At 75.8% G+C, this 15230-nt stretch carries 14 protein-coding genes; 6 read left to right on the top strand and 8 right to left on the bottom strand.

What is annotated here, in order from left to right:
• Positions 1-15: 15 nt before the first annotated feature.
• Positions 16-732, bottom strand: coding sequence for an AMIN-like domain-containing (lipo)protein (locus AC3WT4_RS03485; RefSeq protein ID WP_492314727.1), 717 nt, complete (start codon positions 730-732; stop codon positions 16-18).
• Between the two features lie 133 nt (positions 733-865).
• Between AC3WT4_RS03485 and AC3WT4_RS03480 the strand changes: the two genes are divergently transcribed.
• Both AC3WT4_RS03480 and AC3WT4_RS03475 read left to right on the top strand, forming a co-directional pair.
• The gene (locus AC3WT4_RS03480; RefSeq protein WP_108049842.1) at positions 866-1267 is read left to right on the top strand and encodes a DUF6191 domain-containing protein; all 402 of its coding nucleotides are present in this window, start codon (positions 866-868) and stop codon (positions 1265-1267) included.
• Entirely contained in the window at positions 1260-1730 is a 471-nt protein-coding gene (locus AC3WT4_RS03475; RefSeq protein WP_108049840.1) for a hypothetical protein, read from the top strand. The genes AC3WT4_RS03480 and AC3WT4_RS03475 overlap by 8 nt, the downstream gene beginning before the upstream one ends.
• 82 nt (positions 1731-1812) lie before the next feature.
• Here the strand turns inward: AC3WT4_RS03475 and AC3WT4_RS03470 are convergent, their stop codons facing one another.
• From AC3WT4_RS03470 to AC3WT4_RS03455, 4 genes are all read right to left on the bottom strand, one after another.
• Complete coding sequence (locus AC3WT4_RS03470; protein WP_492314726.1) at positions 1813-2964, bottom strand: trans-sulfuration enzyme family protein; 1152 nt, start codon at positions 2962-2964, stop codon at positions 1813-1815.
• Positions 2965-3130: 166 nt separating this feature from the next.
• On the bottom strand, positions 3131-4315 hold the full coding sequence (locus tag AC3WT4_RS03465; protein ID WP_492314725.1) for an acyl-CoA dehydrogenase family protein: 1185 nt from the start codon (positions 4313-4315) through the stop codon (positions 3131-3133).
• 106 nt (positions 4316-4421) lie between these two features.
• Positions 4422-5453, bottom strand: coding sequence for a hemolysin family protein (locus tag AC3WT4_RS03460; RefSeq protein ID WP_074809815.1), 1032 nt, complete (start codon positions 5451-5453; stop codon positions 4422-4424).
• Positions 5450-6880, bottom strand: a complete 1431-nt coding sequence (locus AC3WT4_RS03455; protein WP_492314724.1) for a hemolysin family protein — start codon at positions 6878-6880, stop codon at positions 5450-5452. The genes AC3WT4_RS03460 and AC3WT4_RS03455 overlap by 4 nt, the downstream gene beginning before the upstream one ends.
• A 219-nt stretch (positions 6881-7099) precedes the next feature.
• Between AC3WT4_RS03455 and AC3WT4_RS03450 the strand changes: the two genes are divergently transcribed.
• The gene (locus AC3WT4_RS03450; RefSeq protein ID WP_074809813.1) at positions 7100-8269 is read left to right on the top strand and encodes a D-alanine--D-alanine ligase family protein; all 1170 of its coding nucleotides are present in this window, start codon (positions 7100-7102) and stop codon (positions 8267-8269) included.
• A 46-nt stretch (positions 8270-8315) separates the two neighbouring features.
• Here AC3WT4_RS03450 and AC3WT4_RS03445 read toward each other — a convergent pair whose 3' ends face one another.
• Positions 8316-8867 carry a DUF3515 family protein gene (locus AC3WT4_RS03445; RefSeq protein ID WP_286186075.1) on the bottom strand — a complete coding sequence of 184 codons (552 nt, stop codon included), beginning with the start codon at positions 8865-8867 and terminating at the stop codon, positions 8316-8318.
• A 64-nt stretch (positions 8868-8931) separates the two neighbouring features.
• Between AC3WT4_RS03445 and AC3WT4_RS03440 the strand changes: the two genes are divergently transcribed.
• Positions 8932-9924 carry a thiamine-phosphate kinase gene (locus AC3WT4_RS03440; RefSeq protein ID WP_492314723.1) on the top strand — a complete coding sequence of 331 codons (993 nt, stop codon included), beginning with the start codon at positions 8932-8934 and terminating at the stop codon, positions 9922-9924.
• Between the two features lie 9 nt (positions 9925-9933).
• On the opposite strand, the gene AC3WT4_RS03435 is transcribed toward AC3WT4_RS03440, so the two are convergent.
• Both AC3WT4_RS03435 and rpmB read right to left on the bottom strand, forming a co-directional pair.
• Complete coding sequence (locus AC3WT4_RS03435; RefSeq protein WP_021483587.1) at positions 9934-10449, bottom strand: GNAT family N-acetyltransferase; 516 nt, start codon at positions 10447-10449, stop codon at positions 9934-9936.
• Positions 10450-10603: 154 nt separating this feature from the next.
• A complete protein-coding gene (rpmB, locus tag AC3WT4_RS03430; protein WP_024840757.1) occupies positions 10604-10795 on the bottom strand; it encodes a 50S ribosomal protein L28 in 192 nt (63 codons plus the stop codon).
• Positions 10796-11113: 318 nt separating this feature from the next.
• On the opposite strand from rpmB, the gene AC3WT4_RS03425 reads away from it, so the two are divergent.
• Complete coding sequence (locus AC3WT4_RS03425; RefSeq protein ID WP_492314722.1) at positions 11114-12973, top strand: DAK2 domain-containing protein; 1860 nt, start codon at positions 11114-11116, stop codon at positions 12971-12973.
• Entirely contained in the window at positions 12970-15228 is a 2259-nt protein-coding gene (gene recG, locus AC3WT4_RS03420; protein ID WP_492314721.1) for an ATP-dependent DNA helicase RecG, read from the top strand. Before AC3WT4_RS03425 ends, recG begins: the two co-directional genes overlap by 4 nt.
• Positions 15229-15230 lie beyond the last annotated feature (2 nt).

Genomic DNA, 15230 nt, shown 5'->3' with positions numbered 1-15230 from the left:
TGCTGCGGCGGGCCGTCAGCCGTCGTCGCGGACGTCGACGACGACGCGGGCCGGGTCCTCGAGCGAGAACACCCGGAACGGGCGCCGCTCGTCGTCGACCCCGACGAAAGCCTGCGTGTACCCCTCGAACACGCCGCGCAGCAGGACCTCCTCGACCTCGCCGTCGTCCCCCGCCCGGACGGGGTTGGGGCCTGCGTACAGGTCGACGCCGGTGTCCGTCGGGTATCCCGAGCCGGAGATCATGACCTGCAGGTAGGCGTCGCCGTCGACCGTCGCGACGTTGCCGCTGGCGTCGTCGACCGGCTGGTCGACGTACTCCACCCGCCACCCGGGGGTGCCCGTGCCGCCGAGCTCGAACACGACCCGGTCGAACCCGTCGTGGTGGCCGACGCGGACGTCCGTCACCGTGAGCGCGGCGTCCGCGGACGGGTCCTGCGTGTCTGGGTCGGTGTTCGCGGGGAACGGCAGCGGCGCCTCGGTCGCGTCGTCCGACGGCGTCGACGCGTCGTCGGTCGGCTCCGTGCCGGGCTCCTGGGTGGTCGGGGAGTCGGTGGGGCTGGGCGACGCGCTCGTCGCGGTGCTCGACGGCGAGGGGGACTCGTCCGTCCCGCCGGGGCTGCACGCGGCGAGGGCGAGGACGAGCAGCCCGACGGCGACTGCCGCCGGCCGGCCGGTCGCCGCGCCGCCCGTCGTTCGTGCCCGCCGCGTCCGCACCGCTCGTCGTGTCGTCATGGCCCTGATCCTAGGAAGGCCGGATCACGCGCGCGCGGCGGGTGGGCCACGGTCCGGCGACGGTCGTGTCACGGCCCGGTCTCGCACCTCGGGCTCCCTGTCCCGGCGGCGTCCCTGCCGCTACCCTCGGGGGATGCTGCAGGGGATCGGCGGTGCGTTCTTCGCGGTCGCGCTCACGGGACTGGTCGTGGTGGGGATCGTCCGCTTCACGTCCGGGGCGGAGGCGCGTGCTCGGCGTTCCGAGGGGACGGGGGAGAGCGCGTCGTCCGGCATGTTCGGCGAGATCGTCGAGATCTTCCAGCCGAGCCGCACGCACCTCACCGAGGAGAAGGAACGTCAGCGGCTCGACGTCGTCCAGCGCCCGGCGGAGGGTCGACCGTTCGACGTCGACCTGGACGGCGGAGTCTTCTACGTGCCCCGGGAGCAGCACCCTGGTGCCACCGCGGTGCCGGGCACGGACGCGCGCCAGGCTGCGCGGACTCCCGTGTCGCGGAGCCGTCACGGCCTGCGCGGAGAGGACCCTGGGCGTGCGTGACGAGCACCCGTTCGGTTTCCGCCTGCACCCGGTGGCACCCAGGACGGACGCCGTCTCCGGGACCCGCGAGATCGGCACCGTCCACGACGGGGAGCTCGTGGTCGTGGAGCACGAGGACGGGTCGACCTGGGTGCGGGACGTCGCGACGGGAGACTCGTCCCCTCTCAACCGCGACCGGGGTGCCACCGAGGGGTTCCTGGAGGCGTTCGCGGAGTACCTGAGCTCCGGGCCGCCTGCTCCGGGGCCGACGACGATGACGGCCGAGCAGGCCGCGGAGCGTCTCCGTGCCTTCCGGGCGGGGGAGGTCCGTCCTCCCTCCCGCCCGTCCGGACGCAGGGCTCCTTCGCACCGCGCTCGGCTGAGGACGCTCCGTCAGAGGCTGGGCGCCATCGACCGCGCCGCGACCGGGCCGGACTCGTGGTGGAGCGGCCTCGTCGAACAGGCGGAGGACGACCTGCTCTGAGGCGGCGTCGGGGCGTGCGGGTGCGAAGCCGGGCACGCGTGTCCGACCGCGTGCCGATCGAGCGCCGCCGCGTGCATCGACGTCAGCCGACCGCGCTGCGCAGCGCCCGGTCCAGGTCGCGCCAGAGGTCCTCGACGTCCTCGACGCCCACCGAGAGCCGCAGCAGGTCCTCCGGGACCGTGCGCGACTCCGTCGCGAACCGGCGTCGGCGCTCGAGGCTCGACTCGACGCCGCCGAGGCTCGTCGCGGGCACCCACAGCCGGACCGCCGCGACGACGGCGTCCGCGCCTGCCGCGCCGCCCCGCGGGCGGACGCCGAGGATCGAGCCGTACCCGGTCATGAGGCGCGTCGCGCGCTCGTGGCCGGGGTCGTCCGGCAGGCTCGGGTGCCGCACCTCGACGACGTCCGGGTGCTCGGTGAGCCGGCGCGCGAGCTCCGCCGCGTTCTGCTGGGAGCGCTCGACGCGCAGGGCGAGCGTGCGCAGGCCGCGCAGCGCGAGCCACACCTCGAACGGCCCGGGGATCGAGCCGTGGAGCGTGCGGTAGGCACGCAGCGCCGTCGTGAGCTCCGGGGTACGCGCGACGGCCGCCCCGAGCACGACGTCGGAGTGCCCGGCGAGGTACTTCGTCACCGAGTGCACGACGACGTCCGCGCCGTGCGCCAGGGGCTGCTGACCCAGCGGCGTCGCGAACGTGTTGTCGACGGCGGAGAGGACCCCGCGCTCGCGCGCCGCCGCGAGGAGGGCGGGCAGGTCGGCGACCTCGAGCATGGGGTTCGTCGGGGACTCGACGAGGAGGAGCGACGCGCCGTCGAGGGCCGCGACGACCTCGTAGGTGTCGGCGACGTCGACGCGCACGACCTCGACGCCGGCCCGGGCCGCGAGGTCGTCCGCGAAGCCGAGCGACACCTGGTAGGCGTGCCGCGGCAGCACGACCTTCCCGCCCGCGGGCACGGACGAGAACACCGCGGCGATCGCCGCCATCCCGGAGCCGAACACCACGCCCGGGTGCTCCGCGCCCTCGAGCGCGGCGAGCGCCTCCTCGAAGGGGTGCCACGTCTCGGTGTCCATGCGGGTGTACAGGAGCTCGCCCGGCTGCTGGACCCCCTGCGACACGTACGTCGAGGACAGCACGATCGGGGGGTTCACGGGCGCGCCCTGCGACCGCTCGGGGCGCCCTGCGGCGACGGCGACGGTCGCGGGCGACAGGGCGTCGGGCACGTGCGGGTCGGTCATGGCGGCAGCGTACGCCCGGCCGCGCGACGAGTGCCCCGGGCGACCGCCACCTGACCGCGCGACCAGGCGGTCACGGTCGGTCGAGCAGGTGGTCCTGGCTCGTCCTGCGGCCGGGACGAACCAGGACCACCTGCTCGGCGTCCGGCGGGGCGGGCGGGTGGGGCGGTCAGGCGAGGGGGCCGAGGAGTGACTGGGCGACGGTCGAGTGGGCGGACTCGTCGTCGGACGGGTGGAAGATCCCGGCGAGGACGTCGCGGTAGAGGCGGCCGAGCTCGTTGCCGGCGAAGTAGCTGGACCCGCCCGCGACCCGCACCATCTGGTCGACGACGGTCTTCGCCGTCTCCGTCGCGCGCACCTTGAGCCCCGCGGTCGCGCGGAACCAGCCCGCGCCACGGTCGACGAGGGCGTCGAGCTCGGCCGCGACGGTGTCGATCTGCGGCCAGACGGCGTCGAGCGCGAGCGCGGCGTCCGCGAGTCGCCAGCGGATGTCCGGGTCCTCGGAGAGCGGTGCACCGTCGTTCTTCATCGAGGTGCGACGGCGGGCCGCGGCGACGCCGAGCTCGAGCGCGCGCTCCGCGATGCCCGTGTACACCGACGCGAGCAGCGTCTCGAACGTCGTGAAGATCCCGACGACGAGGGGGTCCAGCGTCGGGCCCGGCGGGAGGCGCCGGACGACCCGCTCGACGGGGGCGAACGCGCCGTCGAGCACGGTGGAGCGCGACTGCGACGCGCGCATGCCCATCGTGTCCCAGTCGTCGAGCACCTGGACCCCGGCGTCGCGCGGGACGAACGCGTGCACGAGGCGCGGGGCGTCGCGCGACTGGGTGTCGAGCCCCAGCACGCCGAGCCGCGTCCACGCGGGCGAGTTCGAGGTGAAGATCTTGCGGCCGTGGAACGTGTACCCGCCCCGCTCGTCCGGGCGGGCCTCGGTGCGCGAGCCCAGCAGCACGAGGTCGTTGCCGCCCTCGGAGTAGCCGAAGCCGAAGACCTCGCCGCGGCCGGCCTCCTCGAGCAGCCAGTCGAGCGACGCGTCGCCGCGCTCGTGGAGGTAGCGCGCGACGCCCGTCCACACGTGGTGCATGTTCACGGCCAGGGCGGTCGCGGGGGCTGCGCCCGCGAGCCGCGCCTGCTCGTGCGCCACCTCGCGCAGGCCGAGGCCCGCGCCGCCGAACGACTCCGGCACGAGCGCGCGCAGGTACCCGGCCTCGGTGAGCGCCGCGAGGTCCTCGGCGAAGAACGCGTTGTCGCGGTCGTAGCCCGCAGCCCGGCCGCGGATCTGCTCCAGCACGTCGTCGGAGAGCAGCGTGCGCGGCTTGGGGAAGGGGGCGGGGGACGGGACGGGCGTGGGCATGGCCTGCCTTCGGTCTCGGGACGGACGGTGGAGGGTGGACGGCGAGGGGCCCCGGCGACGTGCGTCGCCGGGGCCCCTCCACCGTACGGCGGCCGGTGGCCGGCCGTCAGCCCACGAGGACGGGCACCGGGTCCTCCGGGTGGGGGAGGATGCGGCGCAGGACGTCGGCGAGCGTCACGACGCCGACGAACCGCTCGCCGTCCATGACGACCGCGAGCTGCTCGCTCGACTCGCGCATGCGCGCGAGCGCGGCGTGCACCGTGGTGCCGGACTCCAGGACGAACCCCGGCCGCGCGAGCTCCTTGGCGGGCCGGTCGTCCGGCTCGAGGAGCGTGTCGCGCACGTGCACGACCTTCGGGACCACGCTCCCGTTCTGGACGAGGATGCGCAGGTGGCCCGAGCGGGCCGACGCGCGCCGCACGTCGGCCGCGGTCGCGTCGGCGGGCACCGACGTCGGTCGGCTCCCGGTCGGGACGAGCGCGTCGACCGTGAGGGTCTCGAGCTCGATCACGCCCGAGATCTGCACGCGGTACGACGCCTCGAGCGCACCGACGTTCGCCGAGTGCTCGACCAGGTGCCGCAGGGTCGCGGCGTCCTGCCCGCCCACCTCGACGTTCTCCACCGGCTCGACGCCCACGGCCCGCACGCAGCGGTTCGCGAGCTCGTTCAGCCAACGCAGCAGCGGGCGGAACGCCCACATGAACCCGCGCATCGGGAGCGCGAGGAGCGTGGCCGACCGCTCGGGGTGGGCGATGGCCCACGACTTCGGGGCCATCTCGCCGATGACGAGGTGCAGGAACGTGACCACGATGAGCGCGAGCACGAAGCCCGCGACGTCCGCGGCCCACAGGGGTGCGCCCCACGTCTCGAAGACGGGTGTGAGCCAGTGGTGGACGGCGGGCTTGGTGATGGCACCGAGCGCGAGCGTGCACGCGGTGATGCCGAGCTGGGCGCCGGCCATGAGGAGCGTGAGCTCGTTCGAGCTGCGCAGCGCGGCGCGCGCGGCGCGGCTCGTGGGCGCGGCGTCCTCGAGGCGGTGCCTCTTGGCGCCGAGGAGCGCGAACTCCACGGCGACGAAGAACGCGCTGAGCGCGATGATCGCGACGGTCGCCGTGACGACGACCCAGGGGTTGCTCATCGGGTCTCCTCCGCTGCGTCCGTCGGGCGGGCAGCCTCGCGTGCGGTCGGGTGCACGATGACGTCGACGGGGACGTCGCCGCGCCGCTCGACGAGCCGCACGCGCACGAGGCGCGGCACGTGCCGCTCGACCGACAGGACGTCGACGAGGAGCGCACGGTGCACCGGCTCGTCGTGCACGAGGTCGGCCGGGTCGTCGGGGAGGGGCACCTCGATCTGGTCGCCCGCGCGCGGCAGGGCGCCGTGCTGGGCGATGAGGAGGCCGGAGACGGTCTCGTGGTCGCCACGGGGCAGGTCGTGCCCGAGGGCGCGCTCCGCCTCGTCGACGTGGACGTCGCCGCCCATGACCCACACGCCGTCCTCCTCGGCCGTGACCGTGGCGGGCTGCTCGGGGTCGTGCTCGTCGGTGATCTCCCCGACGAGCTCCTCCGCGAGGTCCTCGACGGTGAGCACGCCGGTGAAGCCGCCGTACTCGTCGATGACGCACGCGAGCTGGTTGCGCGTGGAGTTGAGCTGCGCGAGGGCGTCCGGGAGCGTCATGGCCGTCGGCAGCACCACGGCCTGGCGCATGAGCGCCGTGACGGGTGCGTCCGCGGGCAGGTCGGTCGCGAGGACGTCGGAGAGCTGGACGACGCCGAGCGGCTGGTCCGTGTCGTCGACCACCGGGTACCGCGTGTGGGCCCGGGCCATGAGCTCGCGCACCTCGGCGACGGTCGCCTCGGGCCGGACGGTGCCCACGCGCGAGCGCGGGATCATCGCGTGCTCGACGTCGCGCTGCGGGAAGTCCAGCACGCGGTCGAGGAGCACGGACAGCTCGTCGGGCAGGTCCCCGCTCTCGCGGGAGTCGGCCACGATGTGCTCGAGGTCGCGCGCGGTCGCGGTGTTGTCGACGTCGTGGACGGGCTCGATCTTGAGCATCCGCAGCAGCGCGTTGGACGCCTTGTCGAACACCGCGATGAGCCAGCCGAACACCGTGAGGTACGCCGACGTCGAGCGCGCCAGGCCCTTCGCGAGCGGCTCGGGCCGCGCGATGGCGAGGTTCTTGGGGAACAGCTCGCCGAAGAGCATCTGGACGATCGTCGACAGCACGAGCGCCAGGACGGTGCCCACCGCGACCCCGACGCCCGTCGGGACGCCGACGCCGCCGAGCATGGTGCCCAGCGACCGGCCGATGAGGGGCTCGGCCACGTACCCGACGAGCAGGCCCGTCACCGTGATGCCGAGCTGCGCGCCGGACAGGACGAAGGAGGTGCGCCGGGTGACGGCGAGCGCGCGCCGTGCCGACTCGTCGCCGGCCTCCGCCTTGGCCCCCAGCCGGGAGCGGTCGACGGTCATGTAGGCGAACTCCTGCGCGACGAAGTAGGCCGTCGCCGCCGTGATCGCGAGGACCACGAGGAGCCCGAGGAGGAGGGAGAGGAAGGTCGTCATCGTGCCCGCACCGCCCTTCGGTCGTCGGGGACGCGTGGGTGCGTCCGCTCGCTGCCGGGGCCGGTGCGGCCGGGACTATGGTCGGGGTCGTCGGCCGCGGGGGCCTCGAGAGTCGTGTCTTCCACGGCACTCCCAACGCCGGAGCCTCCCGGATCGTTCCCGGGATCTCGCACCGGCGCGCGTCCGCGCGCGAGCAGGCGTCCGGTAGGGTCGTCGGCGATGTCCAGCCAGAGCCCCGACCGGTCCGTGCCGTCCACCGACGAGCACCCCACCGGCGCCCCCCGCAAGCCCCGCGTCCTCGTGCTGTTCGGCGGGCGCTCGGGCGAGCACGCCATCTCCGCCGCGACCGCCGCGGGCGTCCTGCGCGCCATCGACCGGTCGCGCTACGACGTCGTCCCGGTCGGGATCACGCCGTCGGGCGAGTGGGTCCTCGCGGCCGACGAGCCCGCGCGCTGGGAGATCACCGCGGGCCGGCTGCCGCAGGTCGAGCCGACGGGCGAGGAGGTCCTCCTCCCGCTGTCGACCGGCCGTCGGGACCTGCGCGTGCTCGCGCCGGGCGAGGTGCCGCGCGTGCTGGGCGAGGTCGACGTCGTCTTCCCGCTCCTGCACGGCCCCTACGGCGAGGACGGCACCCTCCAGGGCATGCTCGAGCTCGCGGACGTGCGCTACGTGGGCGCCGGCGTGCTCGCGTCGGCGGTCGGCATGGACAAGCACTTCATGAAGCTCGTGCTCGCGGGCGAGGGCCTGCCGATCGCGCCGTACACCGTCGTCAAGCCGGGGGCGTTCGAGCGCGACCCGGAGGCCGTGACGCAGGCGGTGGCCGCGCTCGGCCTGCCCGTCTTCGTCAAGCCCGCGCGCGCCGGGTCGAGCCTCGGCATCTCCAAGGTCGACGACCTCGCCGACCTTCCCGCGGCGATCGCGGCGGCGCAGGAGCACGACCCGAAGGTCGTCGTCGAGGCCGGCGTCGTCGGCCGAGAGATCGAGTGCGCCGTCCTCGGCGGCCGCGGGGGAGGGCGCCCCCGGGCGTCCCTGCCGGGGGAGATCGTCGTCACGGGCGAGCAGCACGACTTCTACGACTTCGAGGCCAAGTACCTCGACGAGGCCGGGGTCGAGCTGTCGTGCCCGGCGGACCTGCCGGAGCACCTCGTCGAGCGCGTGCGCGAGATCGCGGTCCGCACGTTCGAGGCGGTCGGCGCGGAGGGCCTCTCGCGCGTCGACGTGTTCGTCACGCCCGACGAGCAGGTCGTCGTCAACGAGATCAACACCATGCCCGGCTTCACGCCGTTCTCGATGTACCCCCGCATGTGGGAGAAGTCGGGGCTCAGCTACCCCGACCTCATCGACGAGCTCGTCGCCCTCGCGCTCGAGCGGCCCACCGGCCTGCGCTGAGCGCGCCGGAGACGGGCCGGAGGCCCGCCTCGGGACGGGCGCCGGCTCAGCCGGCGTCGCCCGCCCCGACGCACGCGCGCGTCTGCGGGACCTCCATGACCGCGCGGCCCAGGTCCGCGATGAACGACGTCGAGTGCCCCTCCGTCACGGCGGGCGGGACGACGACCTGCACCGCGGGGTCGCGCCCGTAGGTCGTGAACGACCACGTGCCCTCGTCCTCCACGACGAGCCAGTCGACGCTGCCCCCCTCGGACACGACGCTCTGGCACGTCGTCGTCGTGGGCCCGGGCACCTCGACGCCGCACCGCAGCGTCACCGCGGCACCCGGCTCGCCCCACGCGGCCGTGGCCTGGCTCGTCGTGCCGACCTTCGGCAGGTCCTCGCCCAGCGAGTCGGGCAGCGCGAGCACGACGTCCGCGCACAGCGGGTTCTGGGCGTCGTCCGCCACGGGCACGCCGACGCGCGGCGCGCACGCGGCGGTGGCGGCCACGACGCCGAGCAGCGCGGGCACCGCGAGGGCGCGCACGAGCCGGCGCCCCGACGGCCGGGGGGACCCCGGGAGGGTGGAGGGGGAGCGGGGAGGGACGACGTCGAGCACGCGACCACCGTAGCGGCCCGCGACAGGTGCCCGTGACCGCCCGGGCGGCGACTAGGGTGGCCGCGTGAGCGAGACGCCCCTGCTGGTCCGCGACGTGCCCGAGGAGGCGCTCCTCGCCCGGATCCTCCCCCTGCTGCCCACGGCCCCCTCGACGCTCGTCGGGCCCGGGGACGACTGCGCGGTCGTCGCCGCGCCGGACGGCCGCTACGTCGTGTCTACGGACGTCCTCGTCGAGGACCGGCACTTCCGTCGGCGCTGGTCCACGGGGTACGACGTCGGTCGGCGCGCGGCGGTGCAGAACCTCGCCGACGTGGTGTCCATGGGCGCGCGCCCCGCGGCGCTCGTCGTCTCGCTCGTCATGCCGGGCGACCTGCCGGTCGACTGGGTCACGGGGCTCGCGCGCGGGCTGGCCGACGCGTGCACCCCGCTCGGGGCAGCGGTCGTCGGTGGCGACCTGTCCGGAGGGGACCAGGTCGTGGTCGCCGTGACCGTCCACGGGGACCTGGAGGGCCGGGATCCGGTGCTGCGCGGCGGGGCCCGTGCGGGCGACGTCGTCGCGCTCGCCGGGACCCTCGGACGGTCCGCCGCGGGGCTCGCGCTGCTCGACGCCGGTCGCCCGGACGTCGACGACGCGCTCGTCGCCGCCTACCTGCGTCCCGACCCGCCGCTCGCCGCCGGCCCGGTCGCGGCCGACGCCGGGGCCACGGCGATGATGGACGTCTCGGACGGCCTGCTGCGCGACGCGGGGCGGGTCGCGCGGGCGAGCGGCGTCGTCGTCGACCTCGACACGGGCGCGCTCGACGCCGACCGTTCCCGGCTGCGTGACGCGGCCGCCGTGCTCGCGGGCGAGGGTGACGGGGCGGGACTGGTCGACGGGTGGGTCCTGTCCGGGGGAGAGGACCACGGCCTGCTCGCCACGTTCCCCGCGACGGCGCCGCTCCCTGCCGGGTTCCGACCGCTCGGCACGGTGCGTCCGGCGGACGACGACGGCCCGGGCGCGCGCCTGGACGGCGCAGTGCCGCGCCGGTCGTCGGGGTGGGACCACTTCCGCGCCTGAGCGCGGGCGTCAGCTCCGGCGGTAGCGCACCGCGGTGAGGTCCTTGCCGCCGATGTCGTCGCGGCGCTCGACCCCGTCCGGGCTGAACCCGTGCCGGCGGTAGAACCGGCGAGCGCGCTCGGCGTCCTCGAGGACCCAGAGCGTCACGGTGGTACCCGGGCCCACCTCGCCGAGCATGGTGCGCATCAGGTCGCGCGCGACGCCGCGGCCCCAGGACTCGGGGTCGAGGTAGATGGCGTAGATCTCCAGGTCCCCGGGCTCGGCGTCCTCGTCGCGGCCGGGACCGAGGGTGGCGAAGCCGATGGTGCGGCCGTCGGCGTCGGCGAGCCACGTGCGCGCGCCGGCGGTGCCGAGGCTCTGGACCCAGTGCTTCTCGCGCTGGTCGTGGTCGAGCGAGGCGAGATACTCGTCCGGCACGATGCCGGCGTAGGCGCCGCGCCACGACGCGATGTGCACGGCCGCGATGGCGCGCGCGTCCGCGGGGCCGGCCGGGCGGATCGTTACCTCGCTCAGTTCCGTCACCATGTACAAAGACTGCCACCCGGGCGGAGATACACCAAGCCCGTTTGTCCGGATCTTCAGGAGATCTCCGGAGGTCGGGCGACCGCTCGACGGGCGCGCAGACGACGAGAGCGCCCGCCGGGGACCGGCAGGCGCTCTCGTGGAGGAGTCGCGCGACTCAGGCGGGGCGGGTGACCTTGCCGGCCTTGAGGCACGAGGTGCACACGTTGAGGCGCTTGGGCGTCCCCGCGACCACGGCGCGCACGCGCTGGATGTTCGGGTTCCAGCGGCGCTTCGTGCGGATGTGGGAGTGCGAGATGCTGTGCCCGAAGCCCGGGCCCTTGCCGCAGACGTCGCAGTTGGCAGCCACGGTTTCTCCTGATCGTCGTGCACGTCGCGCACGCAGCCGCGACGTCCTGAATGGTCTGTAGGGTGTCCGGCCCGGTGTCCCTCGGCGGCTCCTCGACGGTGTCGAGGGCGCGCGAAGCACCCGGGCAACCTCGTCAGGGTAGCCGATCCGAGGGCCTCAGCTCAAACCGGGTCCGCGTCGCACGGATCACGCCGGACCCGGGGCGCCTCCGCCCACGACCGCGGGCCGCGTTGACTACCGTGGTCCCGACGACCGCCCGGTCGTCCGACCCGCCGCGCGCGGCCGGGCCGTCCCCAGCGTACGAGGAGCCGTCCCGACGTGAGCCCCGGAGCCGACGTGGTCGACGCCGCCGTCGTCGTCGCGTGGGGTCGTGGTGGTGTCCACGCCCTCGCCCAGGCGCGTGCGTCGCTCGACCGCGTGAACGTCTTCCCCGTGGCCGACGCGGACACCGGCACGAACATGTACCTCACGCTGCTCGACGCCGTCCGGGCGCTCCCTGCCGGGGCGGCGGCCGGGGGTGGCGCGGGCGACCTTCTCGTACGTCTCGCGCGCGGGGCGCTCGTCGGGGCCCGCGGCAACTCCGGCGTGATCCTCAGCGAGTACCTGCGCGGGCTCGCGCTCGAGCTCGCCGAGCACCGGAGCGTCTCGGGCGCGGCGCTCGCCGCCGGCCTGGACCGCGCCGCGCGCACGGCCCGGGGCGCTGTCGCGCGCCCGGCGCCGGGCACGATCCTCACGGCAGCGGACGCGGCGGCCGAGGCGGCGGCCGGCGCGGTCGCCGCAGCGGCACCCGACGGCGTGGTCTCGCCCGGGGCGGTCGCGGCGGCGGCCCGGGACGGCGCCCGCGCGGCGGCGCTGCGCAGCACCGGCGAGCTCGACGCGCTGGCGCGGGCCCAGGTGCTCGACGCGGGCGCCCTCGGCCTCGTCCTCGTGCTCGGCGCGCTCGTCGCGGCGCTCGACGAGCGGACCGGTGAGCCGGACCACGAGCACGTCGACGAGCGGACCGACGAGGCGAGCGACGGGACCGCCGACGAGCGGGTCGACGAGCGGCTCGGCGGGCTCGTGACGGCCCCGGCGACCCCCGCGCCGGTCGTGTCGGAGGTGCTGGGCATGATGTCCGGCATGACGCCGGTCACCGGGTCGTCCGCGGCGGCGGCGCCGGGGGCCGAGGCCGCGCACGAGGGGGGCGAGTTCGAGGTGATGTACGTGGTCGATCTGCCGGGCGGCGCCCTCGGCGGCGCGGTGGGCACGTCCGCGGGACCGGGGGAGAGGCTGCGGTCCGACCTGTCCGGGATCGGGGACTCCGTCGTCGTCGTCGGCGGCGCGGGCGAGGACGGTTCGGGGCTCTGGCAGGCGCACGTCCACACCGACGACCCGATGGCCGCGGTGGTGGCCGGGCGGGCGGTGCTCGCCGCCGCCTCCGGCCGGGACTCGCGGGGGCACGTGCAGGAGCCCGCCGCGCTGCGGCAGGTCCGGGTGCGCCACCTGCCCGGCGCGCACGGGGACGGTCACCTTCCCGAGTCCGGTGACGCGTCGGCGGACCGTGGCCCGTCCGACGAGCCGGGGCTCGTCGCGGTGACCACCGCGCCGGGGCTCGTCGCGGACCTCGCGCGCGCGGGCGCCGTCGTCTTCCTGCGCGAGGAGCCCGGCGCGCCCGACCTCGCGGCGCTGCACCGCGTCGCCGTCGACGCGCGGGCGGCGCACGTCGTCGTGCTGCCCGGCGGCGACCTCCCCGAGCGGGACGTCGCGACGCTCCGCGCGGCCCTGCGCGAGGACGGCGTCGCGACGCTCGAGGTGCTCCCGGCGCCGACGGACCTGCACGTGACGGTCGCCCTCGCCGCCGCCCAGCTCGCCGACGGCCCCGCGCGCGTGGACGCCGTCCGGTCGGCGCTCGCCACGGTGCGCACGTCCCGGGCGACGACGGCCGGTGCGCACGGTCCTGAGGTCGCGGTCCGGCTCGTCGGGCTCCTGGAGACGCTGCTCGCGAGCCCCGCCGAGGTCGTCACGGTCCTCGCGGACGACGACGTCCCGCTCCCGGCGCTCGACGAGCTCGCCCCCGCGGCCGCCCGGTCCGGGGCCGAGCTGGTGCTCCTGCGCTCGGGCCGGGACGGCGGCACCGTCGCGCTCGCGGCGGAGGGCGCCGTCGTCCACCACGGCACGGACGAGGCGGTGGGGGCATGACGGACCGTCTGGCCGAGCCGCTGACCCGGGCCGTCGGGACGCGCAGCGCGGGGCCGCTCGCGAAGCTCGGCCTCGAGACCGTGGGCGACCTGCTGCGCCACTACCCGCGCCGCTACGGCGACCCCGGCCGTCTCACGGACCTCGGCGGGCTCGCCCTCGGCGAGCACGTGACGATCGTCGCCCAGGTCCGCAGCGCCACCGTCCGGCGCATGCGCAACCGCGCTGGCGCCATCCTCGAGGCCGTCGTGACGGACGGCCCGCAGCAGCTCTCGCTGACGTTCTTTGCCAAGAGCCCCAACGTGCTGCGGTACCACGAGCAGCGGCTCGCGCCGGGTCGGCACGGCCTGTTCACGGGCGTCGTCGGCCTCTACCGGGGCACGCGCCAGCTCACGCACCCCGACTACAAGATCATCGGCATGGACGACGACGCCGAGGACGCCGAGAGCGCCGTCCTCGAGGCGAGCCGGCCCATCCCCATCTATCCCGCGAGCGGGAGCATCCCGAGCTGGAAGATCCAGCCCGCCGTGCGGACCGTCCTCGACCCGCTGCGCGAGGAGGACGTCCCCGACCCGCTGCCCGACGCCGTCCGCGAGCGGCACGGGCTCGGCACCCGGCTCGAGGCGCTGCGCGACGTCCACGAGCCGTACGACGAGAAGCAGTGGCGCCGCGGTCGCGACCGCCTGCGGTACGAGGAGGCGTTCGTCCTCCAGGCCGCGCTCGCGCAGCGGCGAGCGCGGGCCGCCGCCGAGCCCGCGACCGCCCGCCCGCCGCGGCCGGAGGGCGAGCCCGGGATCCTCGCCGACTTCGACGCGGCGCTGCCCTTCACGCTCACCCAGGGGCAGCGCGACGTGGGCCGGGAGATCGCCGACGACCTCGCGCTCGCGCGACCGATGCAGCGGCTCCTCCAGGGCGAGGTCGGCTCCGGCAAGACCGTCGTCGCGCTGCGTGCGATGCTCCAGGTGATCGACGCCGGCGGTCAGGCGGCGCTCCTCGCGCCGACCGAGGTGCTCGCCGCGCAGCACGCGCGGACCCTGCGGGCGCTCCTCGGTCCGCTCGCCGAGGGCGGGTTCCTCGGGGGCGCCGAGCACGGGACGCGCGTCGCGCTCCTCACCGGCTCGCTCGGTGCCGCCGCGCGCAAGGAGGCCCTGCTCGACGCCGCGAGCGGCGCGGCGGGGATCGTCGTGGGCACGCACGCGCTGCTCTCCGAGAACGTGCAGTTCGCCGACCTCGGGCTCGTGGTCGTCGACGAGCAGCACCGGTTCGGCGTCGAGCAGCGCGACGCGCTGCGGGCGAAGGCCCGCGCCGCCCCGCACCTGCTGGTCATGACGGCGACGCCGATCCCGCGCACCGTCGCGATGACCGTGTTCGGCGACCTGGAGACGTCGTCGCTCACGGAGATCCCGGCCGGGCGGTCGGGCATCACGACGCACGTCGTGCCCGCCGGGAACCCGGCCTGGATGGAGCGGACGTGGGCACGCGTGCGCGAGGAGGTCGACGCCGGGCACCGCGCGTACGTGGTGTGCGCCCGCATCCACCCGGACGAGCCGGACGCCGGCGCGGGTGGCAAGGGAGACGACGACTTCGACGACGTCCCCGACTTCCTGCTCGACCCCGAGGAGCCCGACGCCGTCGAACGGGCACCGCTGCGCGCCGTGCTGGAGGTCGCGGAGGAGCTCCGCGCCCACCCGCGGCTCGCCGGGCTGACGGTCGGCGTGCTGCACGGCCAGATGCCGCCGGCCGAGAAGGACGCCGTGATGGCCGACTTCGCGTCGGGAGCGGTCCAGGTGCTCGTCTCCACGACGGTCGTCGAGGTCGGCGTCGACGTCCCGGAGGCCACGGCGATGGTCGTGCTCGACGCGGACCGGTTCGGCATCTCCCAGCTCCACCAGCTCCGCGGGCGCGTCGGGCGCGGTTCCGCCGCCGGGCTGTGCCTGCTGGTCTCGACCGCGCAGCCCGGCACGCCTGCCGCGACGCGCGTCGAGACGCTCGCCCGGACGACGGACGGGTTCGAGCTCGCCACCGTCGACCTCGAGCTGCGCAGCGAGGGCGACGTCCTGGGCGCCGCCCAGTCCGGGCGCGCGAGCTCGCTGCGGCTCCTGCGGGTCGTCAAGGACGCGGACGTCATCGAGACCGCGCGCGCCGACGCGGCGGAGGTCGTCGCGCAGGACCCGGACCTCGCGGACCACCCGGCGCTCGCCGCCGCGATCCGCGAGCAGCTCGACCCCGAGCGCGAGGAGTTCCTCGAACGTGCGTGACG

The sequence above is a fragment of the Cellulosimicrobium sp. EB106-03-01-XG111 genome (assembly GCF_058792115.1).
Note: the sequence above shows the minus strand (reverse complement) of the source record. Positions and strands in the feature narration are given on the sequence as shown.

Coding starts and splice junctions, on each gene's coding strand:
- AC3WT4_RS03485 (WP_492314727.1), bottom strand. CDS start 732: ATGACGACACGACGAGCGGTGCGGACGCGGCGGGCACGAACGACGGGC.
- AC3WT4_RS03480 (WP_108049842.1), top strand. CDS start 866: ATGCTGCAGGGGATCGGCGGTGCGTTCTTCGCGGTCGCGCTCACGGGA.
- AC3WT4_RS03470 (WP_492314726.1), bottom strand. CDS start 2,964: ATGACCGACCCGCACGTGCCCGACGCCCTGTCGCCCGCGACCGTCGCC.
- AC3WT4_RS03465 (WP_492314725.1), bottom strand. CDS start 4,315: ATGCCCACGCCCGTCCCGTCCCCCGCCCCCTTCCCCAAGCCGCGCACG.
- AC3WT4_RS03460 (WP_074809815.1), bottom strand. CDS start 5,453: ATGAGCAACCCCTGGGTCGTCGTCACGGCGACCGTCGCGATCATCGCG.
- AC3WT4_RS03455 (WP_492314724.1), bottom strand. CDS start 6,880: ATGACGACCTTCCTCTCCCTCCTCCTCGGGCTCCTCGTGGTCCTCGCG.
- AC3WT4_RS03450 (WP_074809813.1), top strand. CDS start 7,100: ATGTCCAGCCAGAGCCCCGACCGGTCCGTGCCGTCCACCGACGAGCAC.
- AC3WT4_RS03435 (WP_021483587.1), bottom strand. CDS start 10,449: ATGGTGACGGAACTGAGCGAGGTAACGATCCGCCCGGCCGGCCCCGCG.
- recG (WP_492314721.1), top strand. CDS start 12,970: ATGACGGACCGTCTGGCCGAGCCGCTGACCCGGGCCGTCGGGACGCGC.